The 16,320-nt window shown below is 70.7% G+C and carries 13 protein-coding genes and 1 pseudogene; 8 read left to right on the forward strand and 6 right to left on the reverse strand.

Annotation, left to right across the window (positions count from 1 at the left end; genetic code table 11):
• The coding region (locus QZ772_RS19185) for a tripartite tricarboxylate transporter substrate binding protein (protein WP_295529558.1) at nt 1-510 on the reverse strand (510 nt) is incomplete at its 3' end.
• A gap of 74 nt (nt 511-584) precedes the next feature.
• Nucleotides 585-1,805, reverse strand: coding sequence for an acyl-CoA dehydrogenase family protein (locus QZ772_RS19190; RefSeq protein WP_295529560.1), 1,221 nt, complete (start codon nt 1,803-1,805; stop codon nt 585-587).
• A gap of 238 nt (nt 1,806-2,043) precedes the next feature.
• Here QZ772_RS19190 and QZ772_RS19195 point away from each other — a divergent pair, with 238 nt between their 5' ends.
• Entirely contained in the window at nt 2,044-4,755 is a 2,712-nt protein-coding gene (locus QZ772_RS19195; protein ID WP_295529562.1) for an excinuclease ABC subunit UvrA, read from the forward strand.
• 36 nt (nt 4,756-4,791) lie between these two features.
• On the forward strand, nt 4,792-5,250 hold the full coding sequence (locus QZ772_RS19200; protein ID WP_366510623.1) for an ABC transporter ATP-binding protein: 459 nt from the start codon (nt 4,792-4,794) through the stop codon (nt 5,248-5,250).
• Between the two features lie 85 nt (nt 5,251-5,335).
• Here QZ772_RS19200 and chrA read toward each other — a convergent pair whose 3' ends face one another.
• A complete protein-coding gene (gene chrA / locus QZ772_RS19205; protein ID WP_295529566.1) occupies nt 5,336-6,706 on the reverse strand; it encodes a chromate efflux transporter in 1,371 nt (456 codons plus the stop codon).
• Between the two features lie 366 nt (nt 6,707-7,072).
• Here chrA and QZ772_RS19210 point away from each other — a divergent pair.
• Both QZ772_RS19210 and QZ772_RS19215 read left to right on the forward strand, forming a co-directional pair.
• Nucleotides 7,073-7,216, forward strand: a pseudogene (locus tag QZ772_RS19210) (aminotransferase class V-fold PLP-dependent enzyme); the annotation flags it as partial.
• 291 nt (nt 7,217-7,507) lie between these two features.
• Nucleotides 7,508-7,735: a DUF1289 domain-containing protein gene (locus tag QZ772_RS19215; protein WP_295529578.1), complete on the forward strand. Its 228-nt coding sequence runs from the start codon at nt 7,508-7,510 to the stop codon at nt 7,733-7,735.
• Nucleotides 7,736-7,753: 18 nt separating this feature from the next.
• Here the strand turns inward: QZ772_RS19215 and QZ772_RS19220 are convergent, their stop codons facing one another.
• Entirely contained in the window at nt 7,754-8,731 is a 978-nt protein-coding gene (locus tag QZ772_RS19220; RefSeq protein WP_295529568.1) for a CysB family HTH-type transcriptional regulator, read from the reverse strand.
• Nucleotides 8,732-9,100: 369 nt separating this feature from the next.
• On the opposite strand from QZ772_RS19220, the gene QZ772_RS19225 reads away from it, so the two are divergent.
• The 4 genes from QZ772_RS19225 to QZ772_RS19240 are packed head-to-tail and all read left to right on the forward strand — an operon-like array spanning nt 9,101 to nt 13,525.
• Nucleotides 9,101-9,775, forward strand: a complete 675-nt coding sequence (locus QZ772_RS19225) for a CHASE3 domain-containing protein (RefSeq protein WP_295529570.1) — start codon at nt 9,101-9,103, stop codon at nt 9,773-9,775.
• A gap of 7 nt (nt 9,776-9,782) precedes the next feature.
• Complete coding sequence (locus tag QZ772_RS19230; protein ID WP_295529572.1) at nt 9,783-11,036, forward strand: arsenic transporter; 1,254 nt, start codon at nt 9,783-9,785, stop codon at nt 11,034-11,036.
• Between the two features lie 24 nt (nt 11,037-11,060).
• Nucleotides 11,061-12,392: an MFS transporter gene (locus QZ772_RS19235; protein ID WP_366510624.1), complete on the forward strand. Its 1,332-nt coding sequence runs from the start codon at nt 11,061-11,063 to the stop codon at nt 12,390-12,392.
• Nucleotides 12,389-13,525 carry a metallophosphoesterase gene (locus tag QZ772_RS19240; protein WP_295529574.1) on the forward strand — a complete coding sequence of 379 codons (1,137 nt, stop codon included), beginning with the start codon at nt 12,389-12,391 and terminating at the stop codon, nt 13,523-13,525. The genes QZ772_RS19235 and QZ772_RS19240 overlap by 4 nt, the downstream gene beginning before the upstream one ends.
• 169 nt (nt 13,526-13,694) lie before the next feature.
• Here QZ772_RS19240 and QZ772_RS19245 read toward each other — a convergent pair whose 3' ends face one another.
• Together QZ772_RS19245 and QZ772_RS19250 are read right to left on the reverse strand one after the other, a co-directional pair.
• The gene (locus QZ772_RS19245; RefSeq protein ID WP_295529576.1) at nt 13,695-15,740 is read right to left on the reverse strand and encodes a phosphatase PAP2 family protein; all 2,046 of its coding nucleotides are present in this window, start codon (nt 15,738-15,740) and stop codon (nt 13,695-13,697) included.
• Between the two features lie 127 nt (nt 15,741-15,867).
• Nucleotides 15,868-16,278, reverse strand: coding sequence for a universal stress protein (locus tag QZ772_RS19250; protein ID WP_366510625.1), 411 nt, complete (start codon nt 16,276-16,278; stop codon nt 15,868-15,870).
• Between the last annotated feature and the right edge of the window lie 42 nt (nt 16,279-16,320).

The following is a 16,320-nucleotide window of genomic DNA, read 5'->3' on the forward strand; positions in this document are numbered from 1 at the left end:
GAGCTCCAGCGCGATGTGGGGGCTCGATGCATTGCCCGACGACGCCAGGCGCAGCCGGTCCGGCCCCGAGCGCGCAAGCGTCGCCACGTCGGAAAGCGACTTCATCGAGGAGCGCGCCGAGACGAACAGGATCAGCCCGTTCGCGCCGATCTGCACCAGCGGCTTCAGCGCGTCCGCCGCGTAGGGCATGCTGCTGCGCAGGATGGGGTTGGACGTGTAGGCATAGGCGGTGAGCAGCAGCGTGTGCCCGTCCGCCGGCGCCTTGGCCACGTATTGGGTGCCGATCAGCGTGCCGCCCCCGCCCCGGTTCTCGACGAGCACGGGCTGCCCCCAGATGACGGAGAGCCGGTTGGCGATCACGCGGGCATGCACATCGGTCGGGCCGCCGGCGGCATAGGGCACGACGAGGGTGACGGGCCGGCTCGGAAAGGGCGTCTGCGCGTGCAGCAGCGCAGACGCAGGCAGGAGCGCGGCGCCGCCCAGCGTGCGCAACAGGTCGCGTTTGTTCATGGCGCGCCAGTGTGGGCGCCCCCCGCAGCGGCGGCGCGCCGGCCGCCGAAAAGCAGCTTTGCGCGATCCGCCGCTCAGCCCGCCGTCGTGCCCACCGACCAGTAGAAGGTGGGCCGGCTGCCGTTGAGCGCGTGGTCGCCGATGGCGCGGGTCTTGTAGATGGACGGGTTGTGCGAAGCCAGGGTGCGCGCATTGCGCCAGTGGCGGTCCAGCCGCAGGTCTTCGTTCAGCGCGCTGGCGCCGCCCACGTCGAACAGGCGTGTCGCCGCGTTGAGCACCGCTTCGGTGGTGGCCACCTGCGCATGGCTGGCGCGCAGTTCCACGTCCACCAGCAGCGACTCGGGCACCGGCTCGCCGCGACGGCGCAGGCGGTCGACATCGCCGAGACCGCGCGCGACGTCCTGTGCGGCCAGGCGGCCGAGCCAGGCCGCGTTGGCCAACTGGCCCACCACCTGCTGCACCAGCGGATCCTCGCGCGGGGATGCGGCACTGCCATGGCTGAAGCTGCGCCGGCGTGCCTGCACGAAGGCCGTGGCGTCGCGCACGATGGCATGGGCGATGCCTGCCAACGTCGCAATGTGCACCAGCTGGAAGACGGCCGTCTGCGACGTGGCGCCCTGCGCCGGGAACTGCAGTACCTGGTCGTCGGGCACCGGCACGCGATGCAGCCGCGTGGTGCCCGAGGCCGTGAGCCGCTGGCCGAAGCCGCGCCAGTCGTCTAGGCGCTCCACGCCCGGCGCTTCGGTGCGAACCAGAGCCAGGGTGCGCCAGCCTTCGCGTGCTTCGGGGCCGTCGATGCGCGCCGTCACGCCCACCCAGTCGGCATACAGCGTGCCGGTGCTGTAGAACTTCTCGCCCTCCAGCAGCCAGCGTCCGGCCTCACGGAACAGCCGGGTCTGCAGCCGGCCGAGCTGCCCGTCGCCGGCTTCGGTGGTGGCGTTGCCGAAGATGGCGCCGTCGGCCACCCGGCGCAGCCAGGGTCCCCTATGGCCTTCGTCGATCTCGGACAGCAGGCGTTCGACGAAGCCGAAGTGCGCCCGCAATGCCTGGACGAGGTTGGAGTCCGCGGTGCCCAGCTCGATCAGCAGATCGAACAGCTGCTCGGGGCTGGCACCCAGGCCGCCATGCTCGCGCGGCACGCGCAGCGCGCCGAAGCCGGCCTGCCTGAGCAGGTCGATGGCGTCGTGCGCCAGCCTGCGCTCATGTTCGCGCTGCGGCGCGGCCTCGGCGATCTGTTGGAAGAGGGGGCGGAAGCGCTGCGTCAGGGACGCTGCGTCGGGATAGTCTGAAGACATGGGAAGGCAGGCGGGTCGGCGCAGCCGCGAATGCGCGAGGCCCGTAGGCAGTGGCGTGCGGCGCATCCGTGCAGTGTGTAAAGCGTCGAAGCCTAGGTGGGGCGGCCTGCGCCGCCAACGACGTTTTTCGCGCTTGCTTGCTGCGGGCGCGCATAAGCGCGGCAGGCCGCGTCATCTCCTATAGCAGGAGCCGGCATGCGCCGTCCCTGAAGCAGCGGGCTGCATGCACAGTGCGCCCATGCAAAGACCCGCAAGCCGCCAATCCACCGCCAGACCAGCGCAGGCCGCAGCCGCAGGCGCGTGGACGACGTCGGTATCTGCCGGCGTGCCAGAGCACGCGGACATCAAGCGCTTCGTGCGCGTGCGCGGCGCACGCGAGCACAACCTGCGCGACGTCGACGTGGACATTCCGCGCGACGCCCTCGTGGTGTTCACGGGCATCTCCGGCTCGGGCAAGTCGTCGCTGGCGTTCGGCACGATCTTCGCCGAGTCGCAGCGGCGCTACCTCGACTCCGTGGCGCCCTATGCCCGTCGCCTGATCGACCAGGTGGGCGTGCCCGAGGTCGACCGGATCGACGGCCTGCCGCCGGCGGTGGCGCTGCAGCAGTCGCGCGGCACGCCGGGCTCGCGCTCCACGGTCGGGAGCCTGACCACGCTGTCGAGCCTGCTGCGCCTGCTGTTCTCCCGCGCAGGGCATTACCCGGCCGACCAGCCGATGCTCTATGCGGAGGACTTCTCGCCCAACTCACCCCAGGGTGCCTGCCCGACCTGCCACGGACTCGGTCGCGTGTTCGACGTCACCGAGGCGTCGATGGTGCCGGACCCGTCCCTGACGATCCGGGAGCGCGCCGTGGCCGCCTGGCCCACGGCCTGGCAGGGCCAGAACCTGCGCGACATCCTGGTGACGCTCGGCCATGACGTCGACACGCCCTGGCACCAGTTGCCGAAGAAGGTGCGCGACTGGATCCTGTTCACCGACGAGCAGCCCACGGTGCCGGTCTACGCCGGGTTCACGCCGGCCGAGACCCGCCAAGCGCTGCGCCGCAAGCTGACACCGAGTTACCAGGGCACCTTCACCAGCGCGCGCCGCTACGTGCTCCACACCTACGCCACCAGCCAGAGCGAGCTCATGAAGCGGCGCGTCTCGCGCTTCATGGTGGGTGGGCTCTGCCCGGCCTGCCAGGGCAAGCGTCTGAAGGCCGAGGCGCTGTCGGTGACCTTCGAAGGGCACGACATCGGCGAGATCGCGGCCCTGCCGCTGGCGGCCGTGCATGCGCTGCTGGCCGCGGCCGCACAGGGACGGGCTGCAGCAAGCACGCGCCCATCGCGCGCGCTCGGCGCGGCGCAGTCCCGCGCGGCCCGCGCCACGCGGGCAGCAAAAGGCCAGGCGTCCCACGCCGCGGCGCCCGACGTGCGCCGCACACCCGAAGGCTCGGAAGAGAAGCGCCTGGCCGCGCAACGGCTCGCCACGGAGATCCGCGAGCGCATCCAGACCCTGCTCGGGCTCGGCCTGGGCTACCTGACCCTGGACCGCGCGACGCCGACGCTCTCGCCCGGCGAATTGCAGCGCCTGCGTCTCGGCGTGCAGATCCGCTCCAGCCTGTTCGGCGTGGTCTATGTGCTCGACGAGCCGTCCGCGGGCCTGCACCCGGCCGATGGCGAAGCCCTGCTGGATGCGCTGGCGCAACTGCGGCGCAACGGCAACTCAGTGTTCGTGGTGGAACACGACGTGGAGACGATGCGGCGCGCGGATTGGATCGTCGACGTCGGGCCCGGGGCCGGCAGCCGCGGCGTCGAGGTGCTCTACAGCGGACCGCCCGACGGGCTCACGGCCGTCGAGCGCTCGGTCACCGCGCGCTTTCTGGGCGCGGACGGGCTTCCTCCGGTCGGTCGCGGCCGCTCGCCCAGCCAGTGGATGGCGCTCGAAGGCGTCAGCCGCAACAACCTGAGCGGCCTCGACGTCCGCATTCCCCTCGGTGTGCTGTGTGCCGTCACCGGCCGGTCCGGCTCGGGCAAGTCCACGCTTGTCACCCAGGTGCTCGCCGAGCTGCTGCAGCAGCGGCTCGGCCGAGGCGCCGCGCCTGACGACGACCCGCCAGAGGCCGGCGACGAAGCCTGGGCGACGCCCATGGCGGGCACGCTGGGCGCCGGTGCCGAGTCGGTGCGCCGGCTCGTCCAGGTGAACCAGAAGCCGATCGGCCGCACGCCCCGCTCCAACCTCGCGACCTACACCGGGCTCTTCGACGCCGTCCGGCAGCTCTTCGCTTCCACGGCCTCGGCGCGGCGTCGTCGCTACGACGCGGGGCGCTTCTCCTTCAACGTCGCCAAAGGACGTTGCGACACCTGCGAGGGCGAGGGATCGGTGAGCGTGGAGCTGCTGTTCATGCCCAGCGTGTACGCGCCGTGCCCCACCTGCCACGGCGCGCGCTACAACGCCGACACCCTGGCCGTCACCTGGAACGGCAAGAACATCGCGCAGGTGCTCGACCTCACGGTCGCGGAGGCCCGGGCGCATTTCGACGCGCAGCCGCGCATCGCGGCGCCGCTCAAGCTGCTCGGCGAACTCGGCCTGGACTACCTGCGCCTGGGCCAGCCGGCCACCGAGCTGTCCGGCGGCGAGGCCCAGCGCATCAAGCTGGCCACCGAGCTGCAGCGCGTGCCGCGCGGCGGCACCCTCTACATCCTGGACGAACCCACGACCGGCCTGCACCCCGCGGACGTCGAGCGGCTGATGGCGCCGCTGCAGACGCTGGTGGACGCCGGCAACACGGTGTTGGTCGTCGAACACGACATGCGCGTCGTGGCTGCGGCCGACTGGGTGATCGACATGGGGCCCGGCGCGGGTTCCGAAGGCGGCCGTGTCGTGGCGCAGGGGACGCCCGCGCAGGTCGCCGCAACCCAGTCGGAGAGTGCGACGGCCGCTTACCTGCGACAGGCGCTCGCCGGGTAGGGCGGCGGTCTACGGGAGCCTCGCGCGCATGGGCCGATGGCGGACTGGCGCGTGCCTTCGACGCGCTGCGCACAAGCAATCGCGAAGACCATGCGCCGCCGCGTGATCGACACGCTGGCGCAGGTGGGCATGCCCGAGCCCGAACAGCGGCTGAGCCAGCATGCGCACAAGCTGTCCGGCGGTCTGCGCCAGCGCGCCCGCGCGCTGGCGGCCGAGCCGCAGCTCATCGTGTGCGACGAGCCGGTCTCCGCGCTCGACGTCAGCATCCAGGCTCAGGTGATCGACCTCATCGGCGAGCTGCAGTCGCGCCTGGGCACGGCGCTGCTGTTCATCTCGCACGACATCAACCTGGTGCGGCATGTGGCCGACCGCGTGGTGGTGCTGGACCAGGGCCGCGTGGTGGAGCAGGGGCCGGTAGCCGAGGTGCTGACGCAGCCGGCGCATGCGTACACGCGCAGCCTGCTGGCGGCGGTGCCGCCGCCGCTGGTGGCCTGAAGGAGGGCCGATCGCCGGTGCGGGCCGGCCCGGCCCCGCGGTCCGCGAGTCCGGGGCCGCCCGGTACCCCGCCCTTCACACCTTCTCAGGCGATGTGACCCACCACGAGCTGCACCGCCAGCCCCGCCGCGCCTGCCGCGGCGATGACCGGGATGACGCCGACCTTGTACCGGATCAACGCAATGCCTGCCGCCAGGCCGATGGCGACGGACCACCCGTCCACCGCACCGCCGAAGCCCCTGGGCCATACCACGTGATAAGCGAAGAACACCGCCAGGTTCACGATGACGCCCACCACGGCGGCGGTGATGGCGGCCAGCGGCGCCGTGAACTTCAGGTTGCCGTGGGTGGACTCGATGAAGGGCCCCCCGAGCAGGATGAAGAAGAAGGAGGGCAGGAAGGTGAAGAAGGTCACCACGGTGGCGGCGACGGCACCGGCCAGCAGGAGCGAATCCGACCCGAAGATGGCGTGCGTCCACGCCCCGACGAAGGCCACGAAGGACACCACCATGATGAGCGGCCCGGGCGTGGTCTCCCCCAGCGCGAGGCCGTCGATCATCTGCGTGGCCGTTAGCCAGTGGAAATGCTCCACGGCGCCCTGGTAGACGTAGGGCAGCACCGCATAGGCGCCGCCGAAAGTCATGAGCGCGGCCTTGGTGAAGAACCAGCCCATCTGGACGAGCACGGAATCCAGCCCGTAGCGCGCCACCAGCGCCCCCATCGCGACCAGCCAGAGCCCGAGGCTCACCACCAGCACTGCGGCAAAGCGCCGCCAGGTGAAGCGGGCGTGCGCCGGTGTCGGCGTGTCGTCGTCGATCAGCGCGCGCCGGGCCGGCTCCCGGTCAGGCGATGGGCCGTGGCCGCCGCCACCCCCGAAGGCCGACGGACGCAGCCTGCCACCCACGAAGCCGATGGCCGCGGCCCCCAGCACGATGGCCGGAAACGGAACGTCGAGCGCGAAGATGGCGAAGAAGGCCGCGATGGCGATGCCCCATTGCCAACGGTTCTTCAGCGACCTGGACCCCACCCGGTAGGCGGCCTGTGCCACCAGCGCCGTCACGGCCGGCTTGATGCCATGGAACACGCCCGCCACGGCGGGCATGTCGCCATGGGCCATGTACAGCCAGGCCAGGCCGATGATGAGGAAGAGCGACGGCAGCACGAAGAGGGTCCCTGCGAGGATGCCGCCCCAGGTGCGATGCAGCAGCCAGCCGAGGTACGTCGCCAGCTGCTGCGCCTCCGGGCCGGGCAGCAGCATGCAGTAGTTCAGGGCATGCAGGAAGCGACGCTCCGAGATCCAGCGGCGCCGGTCGACCAGCTCTGCGTGCATCAGCGCGATCTGGCCGGCAGGACCGCCGAAGCTGATGAAGCCGAGCTTCAACCAGAAGCGCAAGGCCTCGGTGAGCGACAGGGAGGGTTGCGCCGGGTCGGCGCTGTCGGGCAGAGCGGTGTCCACGAAAACTCCATAGGGCAAGCCCAGCACTTGGACGGGACACCGTCTACCTTCGAGAGGGTCGGGAGGCTGCTTTCCCGGTGCGGTCGATGATAGTTGAGGGCCTCACCGCGGCCCGGGTCCGGGCACCGGCGATGGCTTGGCTTGGCTTGTCTTGTCTTGTCTTGTCTTGTCTTGTCTTGTCTTGTCTTGTCTTGTCTTGTCTTGTCTTGTCTTGTCTTGTCTTGGCCCAGCCTGGCCTGGCCTGGCGCCGTCCCGCGCGTGCGCCGCGTCTGCAGCGCTCAGGCCGCCTGCCGCGTCGCCTCGCGCCCGGCAGGCCGCGCCAGCCCCAGGTGCTCGCGCAGCGTGTGGCCCTCGTAGGCGGCCTTGGGCACCATGATCGCCGACGTCATTTCCGAGAAGGCAGTGTTCCGGCCGCTGCCCGATACCTTCGAGGCCGGCACCGGCAACATCGCCGACGCGGCGGGTCTGGGCGCCGCCGCCATCCACTGTGTGCGGCGCCTGGGCACGAAGACCTTGATCTGGCGCAGTGCGCCGTCCCCGTGCCGACGCATGATGGCACGTGTATCCGCCGCATAACCAAGCGCGTTTTCCTTCGTAGGTCCTGACCGCCCGCACGGGTAGATTGCGCTCCAGGGTGCTCTTCGCGCCCGCCGGGGATCTTCGGGGTACTCGCTGGGGAGCGGGCCGCGAATTCGCGGGGCCGACGAAAGTCGGCTGTCTCCTTGGACCCGCCTCGTGCGGGTCTTTTTTTTGGCCGTGTCCGATTGCGCTGCCCGCCGCCCAGTGGCAGCGTGTTCGGCGATGACCATTCTTCTGACGGCGACGCCCTGCATCGGGCAATGCGAACTGAGCCCCGACAAGGCGCGATGCCTGGGATGCGGACGACTTCGCTCCGAAATCAAATCGTGGAAGTCCATGGCGCCTGAGCAGCGCCACGACGTGAATGTCCGGCTGCTGGTCACCCAGGGCAAGAAGGTGCGCAAGCGCATCCTGCGCGAGGTGGCCAGGTCCTTCGACGAGAAGTCCTGAGCACCTGGGGCGCGCTGTTCAGGCCGCGTGGACGAGGAGCTCCTGCGCGTTCAGCGGCTCGGGCGCACTCCCGACGCCATCCGCTCGCACCGCCGCCTCCACCACCTCGCGCGTCAACGTCGGCGAGAACGATTCGATGAAGGCATATACATAGCGCCGCAGGTAGCTGCCCCGGCGCACGGCGAGGCGCGTGTGGTTGATGCCGAACAGTTCGCCGGCGTCCACCGCGCACAGCCCCGTGTCGCGTTCGGCCTCGAAGGCCACACCGGCCACGATGCCCACACCCATGCCCAGCTGCACATAGGTCTTGATGACGTCGGCGTCCATCGCGGCCAGGGCGATGTCGGCCTGAACGCCGGCCTGCGCGAAGGCATCGTCGATGCGCTGGCGTCCGGTGAAGCCGTTGTCGTAGGTGATGAGCGGATGTTTCGCCAGCGATTGCAGCGTGAGCGGCTCGGCCAGCACCGGATGGCCCGGGGGCGCGATCACTGCATGGGTCCAGCGGTAGCTGGGCAGGGCGGCCAGCTGCGGATAGTCGGCCAGCGCCTCGGTGGCGATGCCCACATCGGCCTCGCCTTCCAGGAGCATCTGCGCGATCTGCCGCGGCGAGCCCTGGTGGATGTGCAGGCGCACGGAGGGGAACTGGCGCCGGAAGTCCTGCACCGCTTCGGGCAGCGCATAGCGCGCCTGCGAATGCGTCGCGGCGATGGACAGCAGGCCTTCGTTCTGGGTGGCGAATTCCTCGCCGGCCTTGCGCAGGTTGCCACTCTCGACCAGCAGCCGCTCGATGATGGGCAGCACATGGCTGCCAGGCTCGGTCAAGCCGGTCAGGCGCTTGCCGACACGGATGAAAAGTTCGATGCCCAGCTCCTGCTCCAGCTCGCGGATCTGCCGGCTCACGCCCGGCTGCGAGGTGTGCAGCACCTGGGCCACCTCGGTGAGGTTGAAGTTGCGGCGCACGGCTTCGCGGACCGAGCGCAGCTGCTGGAAATTCATGGCGGCGGGGCTCTCTTCTGATTGTGTTCTTCGCGCTCCTGATGCGAGTCAAGGTGCGGGACCGTCCATTGTGGAAAGGAAGGAGCCCGGCACGAACGACCGAATCGTTGGTTCTTCATGAGCCAAACATCTGTGGCGGGTGTCATGGCCTGCGGGCGTTGCGGACGCCAACGCGTGCGGCGTCTCCTCGACGGCCGGGCGCCCGCGGCGGCGGGCTGTCCGTTTTATGGACAGCCCGCCGTCTGCCTTTCATGCACCGGCGAACGCCCCGTGCGGCCAAGTGCTTGATCTGACATGTCCTCGCCTGTGGCACGCTTCTTGGAGCAGAGAGCGCGTTCCGCTGTCACACCCCGTCCCCAGCCTCCTGCCATGCGACTTCCCGGCGCCCCCGACCTCCGCAGCCTGCTGCGCTCGGCGCCCTTCGTCGCGCTGCTGGTGGTCGCCGGCATCCTGTCCTTTCGCTATCACCAGCTGCTGCTGTCGCAGCGCGCCTCCATCGAGCACACCTACCAGGTGTTGACCACCCTCGAATCCACGCTCGTGCATGCCATCGATGCCGAGACCGGCCAGCGCGGCTTCATCATCACCGGCGACGACCGCTACCTCGAACCATATGACCGCGCCCTGGCGCAGATCGGGCCGCTGGCCAACCGGCTGCGCGCGCTGGTGAGCGACAGCGCCGTGCAGCAGCGGCGCGTGGACCGGCTCGAATACGCCGTGGCCCTGAAGCTGGCCGAACTGCACGAGACGGTACAGGCCCGCCGCAACCAGGGCCTGGATGGCGCCCGCGCCCTGGTGCTGCGCGACGAAGGCAAGCGCACCATGGACGAGGTGCGCGCCGTGGTGGCCGAGATGCGCGTTGCCGAATCCGAGCTGCTCGACCGGCGCAATGCCCAGGCCCATGCCACCGAGCGCTGGCTGCTGGCGATCACGCTGGCCTGCACGGCGCTGTCGGTACTGGCCCGGCTGGGTCTTGCGATGATCGCCCGCTTCCATGTTTCGCATGCGGCGCTGCCGGCCGCTCCGGCCACCCGCGCCTCCTGAACCCTTCATGCTGTCGTCCCACCTCACCATCTGGGCCATCGCCGGTGCCACCACGGCCGGCGTGCTGATCCGGCCCTTCAAACTGCCCGAGGCCATCTGGGCCGTTGCCGGGGCCGTCCTCGTCGTCGTGCTCGGGTTGTTGCCGGCGCACGAGGCGCTGGGCGCCGTCGCCAAGGGCAACGACGTCTACCTCTTCCTCATCGGCATGATGCTGCTGTCCGAGACGGCGCGGCGCGAAGGGCTGTTCGACTGGGTCGCCGGACACGCCGTCAACATGGCCGGCGGCTCACAGATGCGGCTGTTCACGCTGGTCTATGCGATCGGTGCGGTGATCACCACATTCCTGTCCAACGACGCCACTGCCGTGGTGCTGACGCCGGCGGTGTATGCGGCTGCGCGCAAGGCCCGCACGCCGGCGCTGCCCTACTTGTTTATCTGCGCCTTCATCGCCAATGCCGCGAGCTTCGTGCTGCCGATCTCCAACCCGGCCAACCTGGTGCTCTACGGTGCGCATGTGCCTTCGCTGTGGCCGTGGATCAAAAGCTTCGGACTGCCCTCGCTGCTGGCCATCGGCGCGACCTACATCTGCCTGCGCCTGGTCATGCGCAAGGAGCTGGCCGGCGGCTGCGAGCCGCGCGTGGAGGTCCAGCCCCTGCATGCCGGCGGTTGGACGGCGCTGGCCGCGCTGGTGTTCACCGCCATCGTGCTGATGACCGTGTCCTTCAAGGGCATCGACCTGGGCCTGCCCACCGCCATCATGGGCGCCCTGACGGCGGCCGTGGTGCTGGTGCGCGACCGGGCCAACCCCTGGCCGCTGGTCAAGGACATCTCCTGGAGCGTGCTGCCGCTGGTGGCGGGCCTCTTCGTGCTGGTGGAGGCCTTGCGGCAGACGGGCGTGATCGCCACCCTGGCCCAGTGGCTCATGGCCGGCGTGCAGAGCAGTGTGCATGGCGCCGCGGCGGTGGCGGGCACCGTGCTTGCCGTGGGCTCCAACGTCGTCAACAACCTGCCGGCCGGCCTGCTGGCCAGCACGGTGCTGCAGCAGGCCAGGCCGCCGCAGGTGGTCATCGACGCCACGCTGATCGGCGTGGACCTGGGCCCCAACCTGTCGATCACCGGCTCGCTCGCGACCATCCTGTGGCTGGCGGCCATCCGCCGCGAGGGCGACGACGTGGGCTTCTTCCGCTTCCTGAAGGTGGGCGTGCTGGTCATGCCGCCCGCCCTCGTCCTGGCCATCGGGGCGCGGCTCCTGATCGGCTGACCCACGCGCCCGGAGACCTCCCCGATGAGCAGCTCGCCCACCCTCGCGGCTTCCGCGAATGCAGCCGTCGGGGATGCATCGGGCGGGGACAAGCGCCGCGCCACGCGCGCGCTATGCGCGCTCAACTTCTTCATGGCCGACATGCAGGCGGGCATCGGGCCCTTCCTCGGCGTCTTCCTGCAGCAGCGCGGCTGGCAGCCAGGTGCCATCGGTTCGGTGATGACGGTCGGCGGGGTGGCCGGCATGCTCATGACGGTGCCGGCGGGCGCCTTCATCGACCACACGGCGCGCAAGCGCTGGGTGGTGGTGATCACCGGCATCTGCACGGTGCTGGCCTCCTTCCTGATCCTGTGGTCGCAGGCCGGGCTGGTCGTCACCGTGAGCCAGGTGGCGACGGCCATCGCCGGTGCGGCCATCGGTCCGGCGGTGGCCGGCATCACGCTGGGCGTGGTGCGCCAGCGCGGCTTCAACGCGCAGAACGGGCGCAACCAGGCCTGGAACCACGCCGGCAACATGGTGGGCGCGGCCCTGTCGGGCTGGCTGGGCTTTCGCTACGGCATGCCGGCGATCTTCTTCCTGGCGGCGCTGTTCGGCGTCTTCGCCATCGCCTCGGTGCTGGCCATTCCGGAGCGCACCATCGACCACCGGGCCGCGCGCGGGCTCGAAGGGCCGCACGACGGCCAGGCCGCCGCGGCGGCCGCCGAGGGACAGGCCCAGGGCCTGCGCACGCTGCTGCAGAACCGGCCGTTGCTGATCCTGGCCGCAGCCCTGGCCTGCTTCCACCTGGGCAACGGCGCCATGCTGCCGCTGTATGGCCTGGCGGTGGTCGGCGCGGGCAAGGGCAACCCGGCCATGTTCACGGCCCTCACGGTGGTGGTGGCGCAGGCCGTGATGATCGTCACCGCCCTGGCGGCCATGCGGTTGTCGGCCACGCGCGGTTACTGGCTGGTGATGCTGGTCTCCTTTGCCTCGCTGCCGTTGCGCGGCCTCATCGCGGGCAGCGTGATCGACAGCTGGGGCGTATGGCCCGTGCAGGCGCTCGACGGCATCGGCGCCGGCCTGCAGAGCGTGGCCGTGCCGGGGCTGGTGGCCTGTCTGCTCGATGGCACCGGCCGCGTCAACGTGGGTCAGGGCGCTGTGATGACCGTACAGGGCCTCGGCGCCAGCCTGTCGCCCGCCATCGGCGGCTGGCTGGCACAGCTGTTCGGCTACCAGGTCGCCTTCTATGTGCTGGGTGGCTTCGCCCTGGCCTCGTTGGCGCTGTGGGTCGGGTTTGCTTCGATGTTGCGTCCGGCCTGCGCCGGCGTGTGTGAACCGCGGGCCGGAGAGCCTGCATTGGGAGCTGCTCCGTCATGAAGGATTCGTCTGCGTTTCCGCCTTCCATCGCCTGGATCCACATCGGCGACCTGCACATGGACGAGGCCGATGGCTGGGCCGCCCGGCCGCGACTGCAGGCCATCGTCGACGAGCTCAACACCCATGCGCGCGCGGCCGATTTCGTCTACCTGCCCGGCGACAACGCCAATCATGCGACGCCCGCGCAGTACGCCGCCATCACCGAGGCGCTGGCCCCGCTGGCGCTGCCCTGGCGCGTGATCCCGGGCGACCATGACTTCGAGGGCGGCAGCCTGGCCGCCTACGAGGCCGCCTTCGCGCCGGCGCAGCGGCCGGAGCACGAGGTGATCGCCGGCCACCGCTGCATCTTCGTGGACGTGGTCGGCAGCGGCGCGGGCGGCCCGGACTTCCGGCTCAATTCGCACCACCGCCATCGCATCGCCCGCCAGCTGGCGCTGGCCGAGGCGGCGGGCGAGCTGCCGCTGGTGTTCATGCACTGCTATCCCGGCGATATGGCCGCCGATGGCGAGGCGCTGGCCCGGCTTTTTGCCGATGCACGTGTGCCCTTCGTCGACACCGGCCACACCCACTACAACGAGCTGCTCAATGACGGCGCGGTGGTCTACGGCGCCACCCGCTCGACGGCCCAGATCGAGGAGGGCGGTGGCGCGCCCGGCTTCTCGGTGGTGTGCGTGCACGACGGCGTGCCGAGCTGGCGCTTCCGGCCGCTGGGCGCCGACTGGCCGCATGTGCAGATCGTCGCGCCCTGCGATCTGCGGCTGGTCACGCGGGCCGCGCAGCCCCGCCAGGTGCCGCGGCCGGGCATGGTGCGCGTGGTGGCCCGGCGCTTCGGCGCTGCCGACGCGCCCATGATGGCCACGCTGGACGATGCCGCCCCGCAGCCCATGCGCGCGAGCGCACCGGGCTTCTGGGAGATCGACCTGCCGGTGGACGCGCCGGGCCTGCACCGCATCGATGTGAGCTGCGGCCGCTCGGCCGATTCCGTTGAGGTGCTGGTGCGCGCGGCCGACGGCGTGCCCAATCGCGGACCGCTGATCGCGCTGGGCCATGCCTGCCATGCGATCGGCGCCTGGCCGGTGGCCGGCATCGACGGGCTGCAGCTGGGTCCCAACCGCAACGGCGGCGACTGGTGAGGCGAGGCGGCAAGCCGATTCGCCCAGAGCTTGTCAGCCCGTTCGCCCTGAGCTTTTCAGCCCGTTCGCCCTGAGCTTGTCGAAGGGCTTGCGAACCGCACGCCCCGGCTTCGACGAGCTCAGCCCGAACGGTTGCCGGTGAACCGCCCGACGTCGCGCTGCGCCCGACTCAGACCCCGTCGATACGCACCAGCACGGCCGTGGCCGTGTAGCTCACGCTGACCTTGCCGAAGCCCTGCACCGACACGTTGCCGAAGCGGCCCTGGCGGCCGGCGGCCTGGATCACGGTGAGCGTGTCGCCCACCTTGGGGCTGTAGCCGCTGGCGAAGCGCACGGCCAAGTCGCCGCCGGCGATCACGGCATTGCCGCCCACCTTCAGCAGGCCGACGCCGTTCGCGCCCGCCACCACGCTCAGCGTGCCGGCGGTCTGCGTGTAGCGGCCTGCCAGCGCCAGCGGCGAGGCGGCCACGGCGCTCTCCAGCGTGCCGCCCTTGACGAACACGTCGCCCGTCCCCAGCGCGGTGGCCGAGTCGGCGCCCAGCAGGCCCGCGGCCAGCACGGTGCCGCCGGTGTAGCCGTTGTTGCCCGACAGGCGCAGCTGGCCCGTCCCCAGCTTGGTCAGCTTGCCCGCGCCGGCGATGTCGTTGCGCCAGCGGTCGATGGCGTTGAAGCCGCCCAGGCTCGCGTCCAGGGTCACGGCCACGTCGCCGTCGAAGCGGCCATAGCCGTCGGCGGCGGCGAACAGGTTCAGGCGACCCCAGCCTTCGCCGTCATTGCCCAGCGGGTAGCCCGAATCGATGGCGGTGCTCTTGAGCACCACGCGTCGCTGGTCGGCGCTCAGGTAGGGCAGGCGGGTCTCCAACAGCACCTCGGCGCCCTTGGGCACCGTGGCCAACTGGCCAGCGGCGCCGGTGCGGTCCAGGCCGTAGGTCAGGCGCTGCAGGTAGGTCTTGCGCCAGGCCGCGCTGTCGCTGAAGCGGTCGAAGTCGGGCTGCGTGCTGTCCTGGGTGCGCGGCGTGTGCGCATAGGTGTTCAGGGCGTTGAAGTCGGCGCTGCCGCTCTGCGTGCGCAGCCAGGCCTGGGCCTGGTCATAGGCGGCCTTCTTCACGGCGGGCGTGTAGCTGGCCACGCTGGAGAGGTTGTAGGCCACTACGGCCGTTGCGTGCACGCGGCCGCCCATCGTGTCCAGGGGCGAATGCATGCCGGCCAGGATGCGGTTCTCGCCCATCTCCATGGCGCGGGCCACCAGTTCCTGGAAGCGCTGCGGCACCAGGTAGGCCATGGCCAGCGTGTCGCGCCAAGCCTCGGCGGTGTGGCCGCTGGGGAAGCCGCCGTCGGTGGCCGGCGTGGTGCTCTTGGCCGACTCGAGTGCGGGCACCACCTTCACGTCGCTGCTCCAGCGCCAGGGGCGGGCGTACTTGTAGAAGCGCTTGGGTGGTTCGGTGGAGCCGGCGGCCAGGCCGTTGATGAAGTCCACCGCCAGGCCCATGTTGGCGTTGCCGCCCGAGGCGCCCACGCCCACGTTGTTGCCGCCATCGTTGACCGCCGGGCTCAGGGCCGTGTTGGGGTCGACGGCCGTGATGGTGGTGGTCTGCTGGGTGCCGGCACGCCAGGCGCTGGTGAGCGGACCCATGCCGTCGCTCACGCTGTAGCCCTTGCCGCGACGGTCGTCCATGTACGCCGCCAGGCCCTGGGCCGTCGTGCGCGCCTGGGTGACGGTCTTGACGTAGTTGATGTTGGCGGCGTGGACGGCGGCGTTCTTCACCGTGCCGTCGGTGCTGTCGCCGGGGATGCCGCTCCAGGTCGAGGGCGTCACGGCCGGACAGCCGTTGGCAGCGGCCAGGGTCACGCCCGCATCGACCATGAGCGAGCTGGGCGTCCAGATGTCCAGAAAGCCCTGCAGCACGCGCGCGCCGGCATTGGTGGCCAGGGTGACATTGCAGGGGTTGTCGCGCTGGTTGGTGGCGCCGGCGTCGACATAGGCGACCGCGCTGGGCACCGGGGCTGTGTCGGCCTGGCCCAGGCCGGCGGGTTCGGCCGGAACGGTGACGGTCTCGGCGGCGGACGTGCTGCGGTTGCCGGACGACGCGGCGCTCGTGCCGACGGGCGTGAAGCTGACATTGCTGCCGTTACCCCCGCCGCAGGCCATGAGGGCGGCGGCACTGGCGACGGCGAGGACAAGGGTGCGGAGACGGAGGTTCGGTGCGGGGACCATGGGAATCTCGGGCGAGGACAAAGCCCGGGATTCTGGAAAGAGTTTGTGACAGTTCTGAGGCCCTCAGAGCATCGCACTCAGCTGCCCGTCGCTGCTGCCTTGGTCGCAGCCCGCGGGCGCACCAGCATCACCGGCATTGCTGCAATGCGGGCCACCTGCTCGGCGTCGCTGCCCAGCAGCAGGCGGTCCACGCCGCGGCGGCCATGGGGCCTAGCACGATGAGGTTGCAGCCGCGTTGGCTGGCCTGGTCTGCGATCAGCTGCGACACGCGTTCGCCCCGGCTTTCGAGCAGCACGGTCTCCGCCGCGATGCCCTGGGCTTCGAGCGTTTGCCGCGCGGCGTCCAGCAACGCCTGGCCGTTGCGCAGGAAGGTGGGCCGCACCTCCTGGATGTGCACCAGCGGGGGCTCGAAGCCCGTGACGTGGGCCATGGCGTCGACCACATGCAGCAGCACGACGGTGGCGCCAGCCAGGCGCGCGAGCTGCGCGGCCTCGTCCAGCGCCAGGGCGGCTGTGGCGCTGCCATCGAGGGGAACCAGGAGACGGTGGTACCTGGAGAAGGTCCTCTTCCTTGGTGTTCA

It is taken from the genome of uncultured Pseudacidovorax sp. (genome assembly GCF_913773995.1).
Taxonomy (GTDB): Bacteria; Pseudomonadota; Gammaproteobacteria; order Burkholderiales; family Burkholderiaceae_C; genus Xenophilus.